At 57.2% G+C, this 17,517-nt stretch carries 16 protein-coding genes; 1 reads left to right on the forward strand and 15 read right to left on the reverse strand.

Annotation, left to right across the window (positions count from 1 at the left end; translation table 11 throughout):
- Positions 1–10: 10 nt before the first annotated feature.
- The 12 genes from ACQQ2Q_RS06085 to ACQQ2Q_RS06140 form a co-directional block, all read right to left on the reverse strand.
- The gene (locus ACQQ2Q_RS06085) at positions 11–1,198 is read right to left on the reverse strand and encodes a transporter associated domain-containing protein (RefSeq protein WP_428186122.1); all 1,188 of its coding nucleotides are present in this window, start codon (positions 1,196–1,198) and stop codon (positions 11–13) included.
- A 12-nt stretch (positions 1,199–1,210) separates the two neighbouring features.
- Complete coding sequence (ybeY, locus tag ACQQ2Q_RS06090; protein ID WP_428186123.1) at positions 1,211–1,717, reverse strand: rRNA maturation RNase YbeY; 507 nt, start codon at positions 1,715–1,717, stop codon at positions 1,211–1,213.
- A 15-nt stretch (positions 1,718–1,732) separates the two neighbouring features.
- Positions 1,733–2,788 carry a PhoH family protein gene (locus ACQQ2Q_RS06095; protein WP_428186124.1) on the reverse strand — a complete coding sequence of 352 codons (1,056 nt, stop codon included), beginning with the start codon at positions 2,786–2,788 and terminating at the stop codon, positions 1,733–1,735.
- Between the two features lie 38 nt (positions 2,789–2,826).
- Positions 2,827–4,230, reverse strand: coding sequence for a tRNA (N6-isopentenyl adenosine(37)-C2)-methylthiotransferase MiaB (gene miaB / locus ACQQ2Q_RS06100; protein WP_428186125.1), 1,404 nt, complete (start codon positions 4,228–4,230; stop codon positions 2,827–2,829).
- A gap of 57 nt (positions 4,231–4,287) precedes the next feature.
- Positions 4,288–5,094: a lysophospholipid acyltransferase family protein gene (locus ACQQ2Q_RS06105; RefSeq protein ID WP_428186126.1), complete on the reverse strand. Its 807-nt coding sequence runs from the start codon at positions 5,092–5,094 to the stop codon at positions 4,288–4,290.
- A gap of 20 nt (positions 5,095–5,114) precedes the next feature.
- On the reverse strand, positions 5,115–5,543 hold the full coding sequence (locus ACQQ2Q_RS06110) for a Fur family transcriptional regulator (protein WP_428186127.1): 429 nt from the start codon (positions 5,541–5,543) through the stop codon (positions 5,115–5,117).
- Between the two features lie 96 nt (positions 5,544–5,639).
- A complete protein-coding gene (locus ACQQ2Q_RS06115; RefSeq protein ID WP_428186128.1) occupies positions 5,640–6,137 on the reverse strand; it encodes a GNAT family N-acetyltransferase in 498 nt (165 codons plus the stop codon).
- A gap of 7 nt (positions 6,138–6,144) precedes the next feature.
- Positions 6,145–6,801 (reverse strand): tRNA (adenosine(37)-N6)-threonylcarbamoyltransferase complex dimerization subunit type 1 TsaB, encoded by a 657-nt coding sequence (gene tsaB / locus ACQQ2Q_RS06120; RefSeq protein ID WP_428186129.1) that lies wholly within the window; start codon positions 6,799–6,801, stop codon positions 6,145–6,147.
- 13 nt (positions 6,802–6,814) lie between these two features.
- Positions 6,815–7,378, reverse strand: coding sequence for a NifU family protein (locus ACQQ2Q_RS06125; protein ID WP_428186130.1), 564 nt, complete (start codon positions 7,376–7,378; stop codon positions 6,815–6,817).
- 106 nt (positions 7,379–7,484) lie between these two features.
- Positions 7,485–7,976 carry a universal stress protein gene (locus tag ACQQ2Q_RS06130; protein ID WP_428186131.1) on the reverse strand — a complete coding sequence of 164 codons (492 nt, stop codon included), beginning with the start codon at positions 7,974–7,976 and terminating at the stop codon, positions 7,485–7,487.
- An 87-nt stretch (positions 7,977–8,063) separates the two neighbouring features.
- Positions 8,064–9,131 (reverse strand): tryptophan--tRNA ligase, encoded by a 1,068-nt coding sequence (trpS, locus tag ACQQ2Q_RS06135; RefSeq protein ID WP_428186132.1) that lies wholly within the window; start codon positions 9,129–9,131, stop codon positions 8,064–8,066.
- Between the two features lie 81 nt (positions 9,132–9,212).
- Positions 9,213–9,608, reverse strand: a complete 396-nt coding sequence (locus ACQQ2Q_RS06140; protein ID WP_428186133.1) for a VOC family protein — start codon at positions 9,606–9,608, stop codon at positions 9,213–9,215.
- A 213-nt stretch (positions 9,609–9,821) separates the two neighbouring features.
- Here ACQQ2Q_RS06140 and ACQQ2Q_RS06145 point away from each other — a divergent pair, with 213 nt between their 5' ends.
- A complete protein-coding gene (locus ACQQ2Q_RS06145) occupies positions 9,822–10,235 on the forward strand; it encodes a YcbK family protein (RefSeq protein ID WP_428186492.1) in 414 nt (137 codons plus the stop codon).
- Here the strand turns inward: ACQQ2Q_RS06145 and murJ are convergent.
- The 3 genes from murJ to mutS all read right to left on the reverse strand — a co-directional run bounded on the left by murJ (position 10,232) and on the right by mutS (position 17,399).
- Positions 10,232–11,827: a murein biosynthesis integral membrane protein MurJ gene (murJ, locus tag ACQQ2Q_RS06150; RefSeq protein WP_428186134.1), complete on the reverse strand. Its 1,596-nt coding sequence runs from the start codon at positions 11,825–11,827 to the stop codon at positions 10,232–10,234. The genes ACQQ2Q_RS06145 and murJ overlap by 4 nt on opposite strands.
- A complete protein-coding gene (locus ACQQ2Q_RS06155; protein WP_428186135.1) occupies positions 11,824–14,682 on the reverse strand; it encodes a [protein-PII] uridylyltransferase in 2,859 nt (952 codons plus the stop codon). Before ACQQ2Q_RS06155 ends, murJ begins: the two co-directional genes overlap by 4 nt.
- Positions 14,683–14,747: 65 nt before the next feature.
- Positions 14,748–17,399, reverse strand: a complete 2,652-nt coding sequence (mutS, locus tag ACQQ2Q_RS06160) for a DNA mismatch repair protein MutS (protein ID WP_428186493.1) — start codon at positions 17,397–17,399, stop codon at positions 14,748–14,750.
- Between the last annotated feature and the right edge of the window lie 118 nt (positions 17,400–17,517).

Below are 17,517 nucleotides of genomic sequence, written 5' to 3' on the forward strand. Positions count from 1 at the left end.
CCTGAGGCGATTAGCCGCCTGATGCCGGCGCTTTGGTGGTGCCAGGCGGAGACTCAACCATGACAGGCACAAGTTCAGTCTTCCCGGTCACTTGCTTTGCAGCAACTTTCGTTTCCGGCTCGTCCTTGGCCACCCGACGACGCGCCAGCGACGGGCGCTTGCGGATAATGCGAATGCGCTTGATCCGTCGCGGATCGGCATCGAGAATATGGAATTCGAACCCAGGCAGAGCCTGTACCACTTCGCCGCGCACGGGAATTCGCCCCAGTGCGGAGAAGATCAAACCGCCGAGTGTATCGACGTCCTCAACTTGCTCGCGGATATCGAAATCTGACCCTATCGCCTTGGCAATATCTTCAAGTTCCGCGCGTGCATCGGCCACCACGACATCTTCTGCAACGCGGGTGAACATGACTTCGTCATCGTCGTGCTCGTCATCGATGTCGCCGACGACCATTTCAACAATATCTTCGTGGGAGACGAGGCCATCGGTGCCGCCATATTCATCGATCACCAAGGCCATTTGCGTTCGCGCGGCCTGCATGCGCTTCAACAGATCCGATGCATGCATTGACGGGGGAACGAAGAGGATCGAGCGCACAATGCCTGCTTCGGCAACGGTCTTGTCCAGATCGACACGTCCGAGATCAAAGCTCGTCTTGGCCGAGCGAACCGTCTTTTCCACCTTTTCTGCGGGCGGCTGGGCAGCAGCCTTGCCATTGCGGCGCTTGTTGCGCGCTTGCTTGGTCACATAGGAAAGCAGATCGCGGATGTGGACCATGCCGCGTGGGTCGTCGAGCATGTCGCAGAAAACCGGCATGCGCGAGCGTCCCGACTCCTCGAATATCTTCATCAACTCGCCGATGGTGATATTCTGGTCCACTGCTTCAATATCCGCGCGCGGCACCATGACATCTTCGACACGCACTTCGCGAAAGCGAAGGATGTTGTGGAGCATTGCCCGTTCTTCGGGCGAAAAGGACTGGTTGTGGTCGCCGTCGACTCGCAAGGCGTCTGTCAGGTTTTCGCGGAGGTTCGCACCCTGGTATGGCCTTAGCCGTCGCGCCATGCGTGCCCAAAGGGAGTTGTGTGCCCGGCCCGCAGTTTCGGGCCTTACAGGACTCGGTCCCTCTTCTGAAGAGGAACCCTCTTGCTGTTCGTTGGCCTGCGCGGCCGCTCTAGTCGAATAGTCGTTCATAATTCCAAGCTGTCAAACCGGGTCCTGGCCCGCATAGGGATCAGATAGGCCAAGTGAAGCCAAAATGCGAGTCTCAAGGCCCTCCATTATTTCAGCTTCTCTCACATTCATATGATCATAGCCGAAAAGGTGAAGAAATCCGTGTACCAAAAGATGCGTCAGATGCTCTTCGACGCTCTTGCCAAGCTCCAGAGCCTCACGCTCAAGTGTTTCCCTGGCAAGCACTATATCACCCAACATGGGCCCAGGCTTCCCGCCCGGTTTTAGGGGGAACGCTGGAAAGGACAGGACATTGGTCGGCTTGTCCTGTCCGCGCCACTCCGCGTTGATCTCCCGGATTGACGCGTCATCGGTAAAGACGAGCGACAGTTCCGGCTCGATATCGGGGAAAGGCTGGCCTTCTTTTTCGACGAGATAATGGCTTGCCGCCCCCAGAACGCGGGCACTCAATACACTCAACTCTTCTTCCGAAGGCCAATTATCCGTTTCCACGGAAAGTTGCAGGTCCAGATCTTGCATACCAGGTGCGACCGACTACCGGCCGGTCTGCTCACTTTCATCCGGAACCGCATATTGGGCATCGTAGGCGCGTACGATACGCCCCACCAGCGGGTGGCGTACGACATCGACATCCTTAAAGCGGATCACCGACACGCCTTCGACTTCTTTCAGGATCTGCAGCGCTTCCACGAGGCCGGACTTCACACCCCGCGGCAGATCCACCTGACTTGGATCGCCAGTGACGATCATGCGCCCGTTTTCTCCAAGCCGCGTCAGAAACATCTTCATCTGCATGGAAGTGGTGTTCTGCGCCTCGTCAAGGATGACCACCGCATTGGCCAGCGTACGTCCACGCATGAAGGCAAGTGGAGCAATTTCGATCACACCGGCTGTCATGGCACGCTCGACCTTGTCGCCGGGCATCATGTCATAGAGGGCGTCGTAAAGCGGACGTAGATAAGGGTCGACCTTTTCCTTCATGTCGCCGGGAAGGAAGCCGAGCCGCTCGCCAGCTTCCACTGCCGGTCGCGACAGGATGATCCTGTCGATCAGACCGCGCTCCAGAAGTTGGCAGGCATGAGCCACAGCCAGGTAGGTTTTGCCCGTACCGGCAGGGCCAACACCAAAGACCAGCTCAGCACGCTCAAGCGCGCGCATGTAGGAATCCTGCGTCGGTGTGCGGGCAGCGATCGTCTTCTTGCGTGTTGAAATCTGAGCCATCGAAAGCTTGGCCTTGCGCTCCATCGTGGGCAGGCTCAACTGATCGTCAGCCGCGACGGCCATGCGGATGGCACCTTCAACATCCGAAGTTTCAACGGAGCTGCCGCTTTGCAGCCTTGCGTAGAGAAAATCCAGCGCTCGCCTTGCCTGATTGGTGGCCACCAGATCGCCGGAGATGGAAACCGAGTTTCCCCGCGCTCGCGCATCGACATGCAGGCGCTCTTCCAGCAATTTCAGGTTCTGATCGAATTGCCCGAATAGCTCGCTGGCAAACCGATTATTCTCGAACGTTAGTATAAAGTGATTGGCGTCGGACGCAGCTGTTTTAGGATTGCGCGCAGTGGAAGAAACCAATTCTTGTGCGTTCAAGCGGGTCAGGCTCCTGTTGGGTTCAAGTCTGGCCCACCTTAGCTCTCTGCCATCTCGGCAAACAAGCTGTTTGAGCCGGTTGATGTGATTCGTACCCTGATAATGTCACCGATTTGCGATGTTTTTGCATCAACATTCACTGATTGAAGCCAAGGTGAGCGGCCAATGAGCTGTCCGGCATTGCGTCCGGGCTTCTCCAGCAGCAAATCGATCTCCTTGCCGACACAGGCTTCCGCAAACTGCTTCTGCTGTTGCAGCAGCAATTCCTGCAGACGCGCAAGCCGTTCGGTCTTGACCTCTTCTGCCACATGGTCAGGCAGATCTGCGCCCGGCGTTCCGGGCCGGGTGGAGTATTTGAACGAATACGCCTGAGCATAACCGACGGTACGCACCAGTTCCATGGTCGCTTCAAAATCCGCATCGGTTTCGCCGGGGAAGCCGACGATAAAGTCACCAGACAAAGCGATATCGGGACGCATCTCGCGAATACGCTCGATCAAAGCCACATATTCGCTCGCCTTGTGACGACGGTTCATGGCCTTGAGGATGCGATCCGACCCCGACTGCACTGGCAGGTGGAGATAGGGCATCAACATCCGCAGGTCACGATGGGCTTCGATCAACCTGTCGTCCATATCGCGGGGATGGCTGGTCGTATAACGAAGGCGAGCAAGACCGGGGATTTCCGCCAGACGATAGAGAAGTTCGCCCAGCCCCCATGTTTTACCGCCTGGCCCCTTTGCGCGCCAGGCATTGACGTTCTGCCCGAGCAGCGTCAGTTCCCGAACACCATTGGAAACGAGGTTTTCGGCCTCTGCCACGATCTGCTCGACCGGGCGAGAGACTTCCGAACCGCGCGTATAGGGGACCACACAGAAGGTGCAGAATTTGTCGCATCCCTCCTGAACCGTCAGAAAAGCGGTCACCTGACGTATAACCAGCTTGGGTTTCGGTGCCTGCGGCAAGTGCTCGAACTTGTCTTCGACGGCATAGTCCGTATCGACGACCCGCTCGCCATTACGAACGCGCTTCAACGCCTGGGGGAGACGGTGATAGGTCTGCGGACCGACGACCACGTCGACGGCCGGCTCGCGACGGGTGATCTCCTCGCCTTCGGCCTGAGCGACACATCCAGCGACCCCGATTGTGAATTCACGCCCCTGTGCCTGGCGTTCTTTCTTCATCTCCCGCAGACGGCCCAGCGCCGAATAGACCTTTTCGGCAGCCTTCTCGCGGATGTGACAGGTATTCAAGAGAACAAGATCCGCATCCTCGACATTGTCGGTCTGCGTATAGCCTTCCTGGCCAAGCGCATCGCTCATGCGGCCCGAATCGTAAACATTCATCTGGCAACCATAGGTCTTGATGAAGACCTTCTTGGCGGCGAGCGAGGTGTTTGCGACGGTATCGGAAACGGGTTCGATCAAAATGTCCTGTGTCATGGCCGCTATTTAGTGGTTTTTAGCGCCAGAGAAAACAGGAAAGCGCGGATTTCTTGGTCAATCGACATTGCGCCCGCGCAAATGGCCAAGCAGCATGCGACGAATGCTCTTTTCTACGGCCATACTGAGGTGCTTGCGCCGGTCGCCTTCGTGAAAGGCAATCGGTTCTCCAAAGGAGACATCAACATCGATTGCGCCGGCTTCCACAATGCCCGAAAGGTGAGGCAGGAGCTCCACATCGCCGGGCCAAGCAGCAATCGGACGCCAATAATGCCCCATCGGCAGACCGCGAACCCGTGTATAGGCAATCGCCACGGGCTGAACATACACCACGCCGTCGGGCGCCCCCGGGAGGGCTGCTGCAGCAGCTCCGAACAAGGAGGACTTCACTTCCAACAGCCGGTTGCCATCGGATGTGGTCCCTTCCGGAAACAACACGACGATCTCGCCATCTGCCATGCGCCGGCCAATCTCGCTGGCCTGATCTCCAGCACGGCGTTTTTCCTCCCGGACGATGAACACGCTTTTCTGAAGCTTTGCCAGCAGACCGAAGAATGGCCAGTCCTTGACCTCTGTCTTGGCGATGAAGGCCACATCCGCCAAGGCGCCGAGAACCAAAATGTCGGTCCAGGATGCGTGATTTGCGGCGATCATCAGTGGTCGCCTGACCGTCAACGCACCATGCGAATGGATATGAATGCCAAGCAACCAGCAGGCCGCCTTGTGCCAGTATCGTGGCAACCAGCGCCGGATCTTCCAGTCGAATGCAAGCCCCAGCAATTGGAAGGGCGCGAGCAGCAAGGCAAGGAGGGCTACAGCAGCGAGCACAATGGCGAGCTTCAACCGCAACAAAACCCGTGTCACTTCGCGCCAACCGACATGTGCTAGACGTCATCCTTCTTCAGGGGCACGCCATAAAGTTCGAGGCGATGGTCAACGAGCTTGAAGCCGTATTCCCGGGCGATACGTTCCTGAAGGGCTTCGATCTCGGGCGAATGGAACTCGATTACCACGCCGGTCTTGAGATCGATGAGATGATCATGATGTTCTTCCGGCACTGTTTCGTAACGCGAACGACCATCACGGAAATCGTGACGCTCAATAATGCCGGTATCCTCAAACAACTTGACCGTTCGGTAGACGGTCGAGATCGAAATCTTGGCGTCGACTTTGACCGAGCGGCGATACAATTCCTCAACGTCTGGATGATCGTCTGATTCTTCGAGAATGCGCGCAATGACCCGCCGCTGCTCCGTCATGCGCATGCCGCGCTCAGCGCAGATTTCTTCCAGCGTTTTGTTCATCTCATTCATGGCAAACCCGGCATCGCCCACTTCTGCTTGGAGGGGATCGCATTCAAGCAGTTTTCCGCTTTGGGATAAAGGCTCGGCGAATATCAGGTAAGGCAGTTACCCAAGATCATACTTCATGACAAGCGCCGAGGTTTTTTTCCCGTCCGGCCCGGTGTAGTAAGACGGGCGGGCGCCGGCCGTTTCAAATCCCATTTTGCGGTAGAGGCCGATGGCTGCCATATTACCATCATCGACTTCCAGGAAAATGGTGGTGCCGCCCCGCGAATAGGCCTCACGCATTGCGGCCTGCATCAGGCGCCACCCCAATCCGGCACGGGCAAATCTCTCATTGACGGCAATGGTCAGGATTTCCGCCTCGCCGGCGGCCTCGCGCGCCAGCACGAAACCTGCGAGCGGTGGCTTGAACAATCTGGCATTTGTCTGGCGCGCCACAAAACCGTAAGCGCTGGATTGTGTCAGCAGGCTGTGAAATTCACCGTCATTCCAACCTCTGGCGAAGCGCTGACCATGCACTTGGGATACCTCGGTGCAATCTCCTGCCTCCATCGGAACGACTTCGAATTCCGGTTTTCGGGCAAAGAGAGTATCACGCATTGCGGCATCACATTCTGGCTACGGCGAATCCCATCTGTGGCTTCGCATCGGGACCACGAAGATATAAGGGCCGAGGCTTGCCTGAAACCTCTTTGGCTGCAAGGCGAGCCACAATGCCAATTGGAAAACGATCTGGTTCGCTCGCGCCATCTTCGCCCAAAATCAGCTTGCGCCCCGAGCCGACAATCAGCAATCGAGGGTCTGTAGCGAGATTCTGAGCCTCTTCGAGCAACATCGCTGAGGGTTCATCAAGCGCTTCACCGGCTTGCGAAAATGTCTGCCGGTAGATCTCACCACGCTTTGCGTCCATGGCAGCGAGAACGTTAGCGTCGTGGTTTCCAGCCTCAATTGCTTGGGCAGCCAGTACTTCAAGCGTCGTTATGCCGACGGCCGGCACGCCCAAAGCGAGCGCCAGGCCACGGGCCGCAGCGACGCCCACACGAATGCCGGTGAAGGACCCGGGACCGACCGTGACCGCGATCCGCTCGATCGCATCCATCTTGATCTTGGCAGCATCCAGAGCCTGATCGATAATGCCCATCAGCTTTTCAGCATGGCCACGGCCAATCATCTCCGTGACGTCTGACAGAAGTTCATTTCTGGAGGTGTCGTAAACAGCGGCGGCGCAGTCTGCGCCTGCCGTATCAATTGCCAGAACGATCATGCCAGTGCCGGCATCAAACGGCCTCGACTTCCTGAACCTCCGGCACGAAGTGGCGCAGAAGGTTCTGAACACCATGCTTAAGGGTTGCCGTAGAAGACGGGCAACCGGCGCAAGCGCCCTTCATATTCAGATAGACCTTGCCTTCGCGGAAGCCGCGGAAGGTGATGTCGCCACCGTCCTGGGCCACTGCTGGACGAACACGTGTCTCCAGAAGTTCCTTGATCGTGCGCACAATGGTTTCATCACCGGCGTCGTAGAATTCACCGTCCGGATCGTCTTCGCCAGCAGCAGATGCCGCACCCATGACCGAAGCACCGCTCATGAAGTGCTCCATGATGGTGCCCAGAATTGCCGGCTTCAGGTGCTGCCATTCGGCAGAGTCCTTGGTGACGGTGATAAAATCATAGCCAAAAAACACACCGGTTACACCGGGAATGGAGAACAATCCGGTCGCCAGCGGTGAAGCAGAGGCGGAGGCGGCGTCACGGAAATCCGCTGTGCCGTTTTCCATGACAACCTTGCCCGGCAAAAACTTCAAAGTCGCCGGATTGGGCGTCGCTTCGGTCTGAATGAACATGGTGGTCTCCTGGCGTTCTCGCCTGATTTTTAGAATAGTTTTAAACTTATGCTCTTTCACCGCCCGCTTCAAGACCAGGCGTGTCATTTGTCAGGCGCAAAACAACTCAGCAAAGGGCGTCGATTTCCTCGCTAGTCAGGGTATCCGGAATAACCGTGACTGGAATCGGGAATGCCGCACCGCGCCCGGCGATCATGGAGACCAGAGGACCAGGGCCTTCCTTCGTCGAGGAAGCGGCCAGAACGAGAATGGCGATATCGCGATCTTCCTCGATCAGGTTGTTGATCTGCTGCGCCGAACTGCCCTCGCAAATCACCACCTCCGGCTCGATACCGATGGTTTCGCGCACGTTCTGCGCAGCCTTTGCCATCGCGGCTTCGGCCTCTTCCATGGCTTCAGCGCGCATGATTTCTTCCACGCCGAGCCACTGTTGGAAATCGCCCTCGGGAATGATGTAGAGCAGGATCAGCCCACCATTCGAATTCTTTGCGCGGCGACCGGCATAATGCACTGCCTGATAGCATTCAGGTGTACTGTCGATCACCGCCATGAACTTGCGCCTATGGCCGTCAAGTCGTGACAGGCGTTTAGAAACCATTCGCCAACCCCGTCGCCGGATCAATCATTTGTGCATCTCCCTTGGCGCCCGCGCTCCGGAATGCCGTTGGGCGCACACGCGTTTATCTTATTGCACGAAGCCGATGATGTCGCGGACTTCCTTCATGGTCTTTTCAGCGCGTGCCCTTGCCCGGCCGCCGCCATCGCGAAGAACATCGTCGATGTAACCCGGATCGTCCATCAGACGACGCATCTCACCATTGACCGGAGCAAGGTTCGAAACCGCCAGTTCGACAAGCGCCGGCTTGAAGGTCGAGAACTGCTGCCCGCCGAACTCCTGCAGAACCTGTGCCTTGGTCTTGTCCGCCAGAGCCGCGAAGATGCCGACGAGATTATCCGCTTCAGGCCTACCCTTCAGCCCTTCCACTTCGCTCGGCAAAGCATCAGGATCGGTCTTGGCCTTCCTGATTTTTTTCGAAATAGCATCAGCATCATCCATGAGATTGATGCGCGACAGATCCGATGGATCTGACTTGGACATTTTCTTGGTGCCGTCGCGCAACGACATGATGCGTGGTGCAGGCCCATCGATCAGTGGTTCGACCATCGGGAAATAGGCATGAACCGGCTCGTTGCCGACCTTGATATCGACGCCAAGTCCATTCTTGCGGATGTGGTCACCGAAATCGATGTTGAATTTCTGAGCTATGTCGCGCGTCAGCTCCAAATGCTGCTTCTGATCGTCGCCGACAGGAACCTGTGTTGCGCGGTAGACAAGAATGTCTGCCGCCATCAAGCTTGGATAGGCCAGCAGCCCCAGTGACACCTGCTCGGCATTCTTGCTGCCAGACTTGTCCTTGAACTGCGTCATGCGCTCCATCCAGCCGATGCGAGCGACGCAATTGAAAATCCAGGCGAGTTCGGCGTGCTGCGGGACGGCTGACTGGTTGAACACGATATGCTTTTTCGGGTCGATGCCTGCAGCCAGGAAGGCTGCGGTAATCGAGCGTATCTGCGTCGGCATGTCCTGGTGCACAAGTTGAGCTGTCAGAGCATGCAGGTCAACGACGCAATAAATGCAATCATTGTCTTCCTGCAGGGCGACAAACTTCTTGATCGCCCCCAGGTAGTTGCCGAGATGAAGGTTGCCGGTTGGTTGAACGCCGGAAAAAACCAGCGGCTTGAATTCGCTCATAGTCGTCCTCTTCAGGCGGTTGGAAGGCCTGATCTCGTGTTTGTTGCTCGCCGGGGCTTATGCACCCCGACAATTACACAATCAAGAGGTCCGCTGGATGAGATCCCACCGATTGCCATAGATATCCTCGAAGACAGCGACCGATCCATAGACCTCGTGACGCGGCTCCTCCAGGAAAACGACACCACGCACCCGCATGCGCTTATGGTCGCGGGCAAAATCATCTGTCTGCAGGAAGAACCCGACGCGACCGCCCGTCTGCGCACCAATTGCCTTCGACTGTGAAGCACTCGCTGCTTTTGCCAACAACAGGCCCGCACCGGCACCGCCTTGCGGCTGGACCACGAGCCATCGCTTGCCGTCCGGCTGAACGCTGTCTTCCAGGCAATCAAACCCCAGGATATCACAGTAGAAAGCCTTCGCCCTGTCGTAGTCATCGACGACTATCGTCACCAGAAAAAGTGCCTGCTTCACCATAAATTCGTCCCAAAATCGAACAAAGTTAACAAAAGATTAACGAAACTAGCCTTTCGGCCTTGACAAAGTTAACCCGGATTAACCAAAAGGGCGCCTCAAATCTCGGAAATGAGCATTTTTCTCCTTTTTTGAGCCACTTTCTGGAAGGAAATACTCCTCCCAAGCAAATGATGCTGTCGTGATGATAGCTTTTTCCTCCTAGGAGTCCGCATGATGTTTCGCGTTGCGCTCACCTGCTTGATGACGCTCGCCGTGGTGAGCCAAGCTACTGCCGCCGACAAGACCAAGAAGTCGACTATCAAGCATAGTTATTCTGCCGCCTATGTCGTTCAACGACCTGCTGTTCGGGTAAGCTGTTTTCCTGCCAAATTGCAGCGTATCCTTGTGCATATCTCGAAATCGACAGGTCACAAGCTGGTGATTACCTCCGGCCACCGACCGCATTCCGGAAAGTCGCAGCACCATCATTGCCATGCTGCCGATTTCCGCATTCCGGGCGTTTCTGAAAAGAAGATCCTGGCAGCTGCCCGCAGTGCCCCCGGCATCGGCGGTGTCGGCCGCTACTGCAATGGCATGGTGCATGTGGATATCGGTCCCAAGCGCAGCTGGGCCCATTGCCGTCGCTAACCGGCGTCGGGCTTTGCGCTGTCCTTTGCTGCAGCCTTGCGCTTTAGATTGCGCCTGATCATGCCAAGGTCTGCCCCGCCGATGGCGAAGGCCAGTCCGAAATAGACGAGCATCGCTATGGCGACCAAGGCAGCGAGCGTTGCCACCTGGACCAGCAGCGGCGTTTGCGGCTGCAGCCAACCGCTCCAGCGTCCAGAGAGATAAATCAGGATCCCCGCCATGGCGGCAGATGCAAGCGCCAGCCGAATTGTGCGATTGAAAAGCCCCCACTCCCATTTCAGGTCGCCCCGCAACAGCAGCGTGGAAAACAGGAGTGTGGTGTTGATCCAACCTGCCGCGACTTCGGCGGTTGCGATGCCACGTTCGTAGAGATAGGGGAAAAGCGTAATCGCAAGGCCGGAATTGACGATCACGGAAATTGCCGTGAACCGCATCGGCGTCTTGGTATCTTCACGCGCGTAGAAGCCGGGTTGCAGGGCCTTGATGAGAACGAACCCCGGAAGCCCTATGCCGTAAATGGCAAGGATTGAGGCAACCACCGCGGTGTTTTCCGCACTGAAGGCGCCGCGTTCATAGAGGACCCGGATAATCTCATCCGACAGGACCCAGATGCCAACGGCAGCGGGCATGGTTAGGAAGAGTACGAATTCTATCGATCGGTTCTGAATATGGCCGGCTTCCTTCATGGCGCCGCCTTTCAAAGCGCGCGACAGTTCCGGCAACAGCACCACACCGACAGCAACGCCAACCACACCCAAGGGCAGCTGATAGATACGATCTGCATATTGAAGCGCGGCAATTGCCCCGTCCTTGCCCGAGGCAATTGCCTGTCCGATCATCTGGTTGATCTGGGTAATGCCGCCGGTGACGGCGGCGGGGACAGCAAGGATGAGCAGTCGTTTTACATTCGGCGTGATCTTTGGAAGCTTGATGGCAAAATTGATGCCTGCACGTCGCACACCGACATAGACAACCCCGAGCTGGAGGATACCGGCCACCAGCACAGACCAGGAAAGATACCATGCTGTGGTTTCGGGATCGGCGCCGTTGTGCAGGGTGTAGAGCAGCGCCGAAATCATCACGACATTGAGAAAGACCGGGGCGATTGCGGCTGCGAAGAATCGATGCAGGGAATTCAACATCCCGCTCATCATGGCCGTCAGCGACATGCACATCAGATAGGGAAACATGACGGCTGCCATGCGAACCGTCAGGGAAAACTTTTCCGCATCATCGGCAAATCCAGGCGCGATGATCCACCGCACCAGAAGCGGCATGGAAAGTTCCATGGCGATAGTGAGCAGCAAGAGAACCGAGAACAAGACACCGAAGACTTCTTCGGAAAAGCGCTTGGCACCCTCCACACCGTGCGTCTCTATCTCCTTGGAAAACAGAGGCACAAAGGCGGCGTTGAACGCGCCTTCGGCAAAGAGGCGACGAAAGAGGTTGGGAAAGCGGAAGGCTGCGTAGAAAACATCCGCCATAGGGCCGGTGCCGATCGCCGCAGCCATCAGGGTTTCGCGGACAAACCCAAAAAGACGGCTGCCGAGCGTTGCACCGCCAACCGTCGCAAATTTTTTGACTAGGCTCATGAAATTGCTTTGGCCTTCTTGCGGACAACAACACCGCGTTGTGACGGTGGGGCGATGATGCCCGATGGCATGCGGTCACGCAATTCGTCCGACTGATCGGCCATTGCGGGCTTCAGACGGGCGATGATGTTGGCCTGCCGATTTTCATTGGTGACCTTCTGGCCGATCAGATCTGTGACATAGAAGGTGTCGATGATCTTTTCGCCAAAGGTCGTGATGCGCGCCGAATGGATATCGAGCGACAGATCGGCGATGACAGCCGTTACCTCTGCCAGCAGGCCGATCCGGTCCAGGCATTCGATTTCGACAACGGTAAACTGATTAGACAGCACGTTTGAAATGATGACATCGGGCTGAACCGTGAAAGCCTTGTTGCGTTTCTTGCCCTTGCTGCGCGTGGCGATGACTTCCGGCAGATGCTTGCGCCCGGCAAGCACATCCTCAATCATCTTGCCAATCGTCGCGGCGCGGCGCATCTCGTCGTCATCAATCGTAAACTCGCGATTGATCAGGATCGTATCCAAAGCCCGCCCATCGGAGGTGGTGTAGACCTGCGCGTCGGCGATGTTAGCGCCAGCTGCCGCGCATGCGCCCGCAATAATCGACAGCAGACGGGGATGGTCCGGCGCCAGAACAGTAATTTCCGTGATCGCATGGAAAGAATGGGTGCGCACCATGGTCGCCAGAGCATGGCCTGCCCTGTCGGTGTCGCGGATAAAGCCGGCATGACGAACCTGATCCTCGAGCGGAACCGACAGCAGATAAGGCTCGTAGTGAAGCTGGGAGTAAGTGTCCCGGTCTTTCGGATTCCAGTCGCCAAGTGCCTCTTCCAGCGAGGCCGCAGCGTGCTTGGCGCGCTGCTTGCGCGATACTTCGGAAAATCCGCCCGAAATCAGGATTTCAGTCTCGTAATATAGCGTGCGAAGCAACTGGCCTTTCCACCCGTTCCAGACACCTGGGCCAACGGCCCTGATGTCGCAGACAGTCAGGATCAGCAGCAATTTGAGCCGGTCCAGCGACTGCACCTTTTCGGCGAAATCGGTGATTGTCTTGCGGTCGTTGAGATCACGCGTCTGGGCCACCATGGACATGATCAGGTGTTGCTCGATCAGCCAGGCGACAAGTTCTGTCTGCTTGGGACTGAGGCCAAGTCTGGGGCAGAGCTTTCGGGCAACCTTTGCACCCGCCGTCGAATGATCCTCAGGGCGTCCCTTGGCCACATCATGCAACAGAACGGCGACGAAAAGTGCCTGGCGCTCTTCAACACCCGGCATCAGCTTGGCGGCCAGCGGGTGGATTTCTTCCGCATTGCCCTGATCGATCTCGGACAGGACACCCACGGTGCGGATCAGATGCTCGTCCACCGTATAGTGGTGATACATGTTGAACTGCATCATCGAGACGATCTTGCCGAATTCAGGGATAAACCGCCCGAGAACGCCCGCCTCATTCAGGCGCGTGAGCATCAGAGCCGGGTCCCGTCTTGAGGTGAGGATCGACAGGAAGAGGCGGTTGGCCTCTTCGTTCTCACGAAAGGCGCTATCGATCAGGGACAAAGAACGCGTAACGCGCTTCAAGGCATCGGGGTGGAACTCGAGGCCATTCAGATCGGCGACGTGGAACAGCCGCATGATGGAAATCGGGTCTCGCTTGAAGACATCCGGGCTTGCCAGCGCGATCCGACCACGGTCCTCGATGAATTCCAGCGTACCCGGGATTTTTCGAGGGCGGTTTGCAAAACGGCCAATGACAGCTGTCAGTCCCGGCGCTGCCTTGGCCTGCAACTCCTCAAGGGCCGCACATATGATGCGGGTGAGATCGCCCACGTCCTTGGCGACCAGGAAATAGTGCTTCATGAAGCGTTCGACTTCGGACAGGCCCTGCCTGCTGTGATAGCCGAGTGACTGTGCGATTTCCGGCTGTATGTCGAAGGACAGCCGCTCTTCCGGCTTTCCCGTCAGATAATGCATGTGGCAGCGCACGGCCCAGAGAAAATCGTCGGCTTTCTGGAACAGTCGCCATTCGGAACGGGAGAGGACGCCGAGCTTGATCAACTCTTCCGTATCGCGGACGTTGTATTTGTATTTGGCAATCCAGAACAGCGTCTGCAGATCGCGCAGGCCGCCCTTGCCTTCCTTGACATTGGGCTCGACCAGATAGCGCGTATTGCCGACTTTTCGGTGCCGATCATCGCGTTCGTTGAGCTTGGCAGTGATGAATTCCGGTGCCGTGCCAGATGCCACTTCACTGTCGAAGCGCTCGACCAATTGCTCCACCAGGGCCTGTTGACCGCAAATGAAGCGGGCTTCCAGAACGGCCGTGCGGATTGTCATGTCTGCTTTGGCCTGCTTGATGCTTTCATCAAGCGTACGGGTGGCATGCCCCACTTTGAAGCCTATATCCCAGAGCAGATACAGAAGAAATTCCACAGCCTTATGCATGCCAACAGAGACCTTGGCCGGCATCAGAAACAGAAGATCAATGTCCGAACCCGGGGCCAGCGTACCACGACCGTAGCCGCCGACGGCAACAACGGTGATCCTGTCGGCTTGTCCCTTGTAGAGATAGTTGACCGCAATATCGAAAAGGATGGTGATGATCTGGTCCTGCAGCCAGGAAATACGTGACGCGCAGCCAATTCCGCTTCCGTCGTCAAAGAGCTTCTTGCGGATAACTTCACGGCCATCGCTATTGGCTTGCTTGAGTACCGGCAGAAGAGCTGCACGTGTGTCCAGCAATTGGCCCGCATGCTTTTTGGCGATGGCGTTGCATTCAGCCCGGAGGGCTTCGATGTCGAGGATGTCTGCAGTCATGAGTTCAAACGTGGCCATGTTGGGCTTAGTGCCTTCTTTCATTGCGCGGCCGGGTTCGGCGTTGGATATTGGCTTATGCCGCTTTGCTGAAGAAGACATAATACTGCTCAAGGCTTGCCAAGTTGTTTCTTGAGGTCATAAAGCGCGTCCATCGCTTCGCGCGGTGTCATATCGTCGAGTGACAGAGCCTTCAAAGCTTCCTCTACTTTCGATGGGCCCGAAGATTTTGATTCTTCCCGTCGCACCGCCACCTGGAACAGCGGGAGATCGTCAATCAACTGGCTTGCCGGGTTCTTGCGATCGGCATCTTCCAGCATCGTCAAGACATCGCGCGCACGGCCCACAACAGAGGCCGGTAGGCCGGCTAGCCGGGCGACCTGAATGCCATAGGACCGGTCGGCGGCACCCGGGCCTACCTCATGCAGGAAGACGACATCGCCCTGCCACTCCTTAACCCGCATTGTGACATTCGAAAGGCGATCGAGCTTTTCCGACAGGGCTGTCAGCTCGTGAAAATGCGTGGCGAAAAGCGAGCGGCAACGATTGATCTCGTGCAGGTGTTCGACCGCCGCCCAGGCAATGGAGAGGCCGTCGAATGTTGCCGTACCGCGCCCGATTTCATCGAGAATAACCAGTGACCGATCGCCGGCCTGGTTCAAGATGGCGGCTGTCTCGACCATCTCGACCATGAACGTCGAGCGTCCGCGTGCCAGATCGTCCGATGCCCCAACGCGTGAAAACAGACGGTCGACAATGCCTATCGTTGCCGATCCAGCCGGGACGAAAGACCCCATTTGCGCCATGATGGCTATCAGCGCATTCTGACGGAGAAATGTCGACTTACCGCCCATGTTCGGACCGGTCAGCATCCAGATGGCACCGTTACTGCCTCCGTCATTCGGAGACAAATCGCAATTGTTGGCGATAAAAGGCCCAGCCGATTGCCGCCGCAGCGCCTGCTCGACAACCGGGTGGCGCCCGCCGACGATCGCAAACATACGGCTGTCATCGACCAGAGGACGGCAATAGCCCTGCTCTTCGGCCAAGGCTGCAAGGCTGCTGGCAACATCGACCGCGGCCAATGCGCGGGCGGCACGCTTGATGCTTTCGGCAGCGGCAACCACCTTCGCCGTCATGTCTTCAAAGGCTGCGAGTTCGATGGCAATGGCCTGCCCGGCTGCATTGGCGATACGGGTTTCGAGATCTGCAAGTTCCGGTGTGGTGAAACGCATGGCGTTGGCCATGGTCTGGCGGTGGATGAAGCGCGCTTTCGCATCGCCTTCCGTGAGCGGACCGGAATTGCCAGCGGTCACCTCGATGAAATAGCCCAGCATGTTGTTATGCTTGATCTTCAGCGACTTGATGCCGGTTTCCTCGGCATATTGCAGTTGCAGGCCGGCAATCACGCGGCGCGACTGGTCGCGGAGCGCGCGCACCTCATCCAGTTCGGCATTGGCTCCTTCTCGCAAGAAGCCCCCGTCGCGTTTCAACAGCGGCAATTCGTCGGAAAGCTTTTCTGCAAGCGCGTGTTCCAACTCAATTGGCATTGCCTTCAGTCCATCGAGCGCGCTCGATAGTTCTGCCGGCAGGGCTGCATGTTCTGTCAGCATTGTGGCAATATCACGCGCCGTGATGAACCCTTGGAGGAGAGCGCCGAGGTCTCGCGGACCGCCACGATCCAGAGCCAGGCGCGAAAGCGCACGTGGCATATCCGGGACGCGTTTTAAAAGATCGCGCAGACGGTCGGCGAGCGATGGCTCCGCCAACAAGAAGGCAATCGAATCCTGTCTTGCGGCTATCTCTTCAATGTCCGTCAGAGGTGACATGAGGCGCTCAGCCAGCAGGCGAGCGCCGCCACCGGTCACCGTCCGGTCTATGGCTTTCAACAGCGAGCCGTTACGGTCTCCTGACAACGTTTTGACGAGTTCGAGATTGGCGCGGGTTGCAGGATCGATGAACATCGTCGACGATGAACTCTGCCGCTCCGGCTGCCCGAGTGGCGGACGTTCGGAAATCTGGGTCTTCTCGACATAGGCGATCGCAGCAGACGCGGCCGCAAGTTCAACACGTGAAAACTGACCAAAGCCTTCCAGTGTCGCGACGCCAAAATAGCGCGCTATACGCCCTTCGGAACTGGCGCTGTCGAACAACACCGCCGGCTGGGGAACTGCTACTCGTCCCAGCACATCCATGGCGGGCCTGAGGTCCGGATCATGGAACAGGCTTTCCGCCAAGATGAGTTCGCTCGGCTCGATCCGCATAATGTCGGCAAGCAGCCGTTCCTCATCGGTTTCAGCAAGACGGAACACGCCCGTGGAAATATCGATCCAGGCAAGCGCCATCTGCGATCCGCTTGCGCCTCGAATGCGCGCCAAGGCCATCAGATAATTGGATTGCCCAGGTAATAGCAGCTTTTCTTCGGTGAGCGTACCGGGCGTTACAAGACGCACCACATCGCGACGAACGACCGATTTGGACCCCCGTTTCTTGGCCTCTGCCGGATCTTCTACCTGCTCGCAGACAGCAACGCGAAAACCCAGAGAGATCAACCTTTGCAGATAGTCATCGGCCGCATGCACCGGCACGCCGCACATTGGGATATCCTGCCCCATATGCTGCCCACGTTTGGTGAGCGTTATGCCGAGCGCACGAGAAGCATCGACCGCATCCTGAAAGAACAGCTCGTAGAAGTCGCCCATGCGATAAAACAGCATGCTATCCGGATTGGCGGCCTTGATCTCGATATATTGCTCCATCATCGGAGTAGCCGAGGCACGGCTCTCTTCTGTGGCAAGCGCGGCTGTGTTTAAAACACCTGTGTCGAGTGGATTGCTGAAAGTCACGGCTGCAGATTTCTTTTGAGAAAAAGTCGTGCCA

The organism is Agrobacterium sp. ES01, assembly GCF_050320885.1.
Taxonomy (GTDB): Bacteria; Pseudomonadota; Alphaproteobacteria; order Rhizobiales; family Rhizobiaceae; genus Allorhizobium.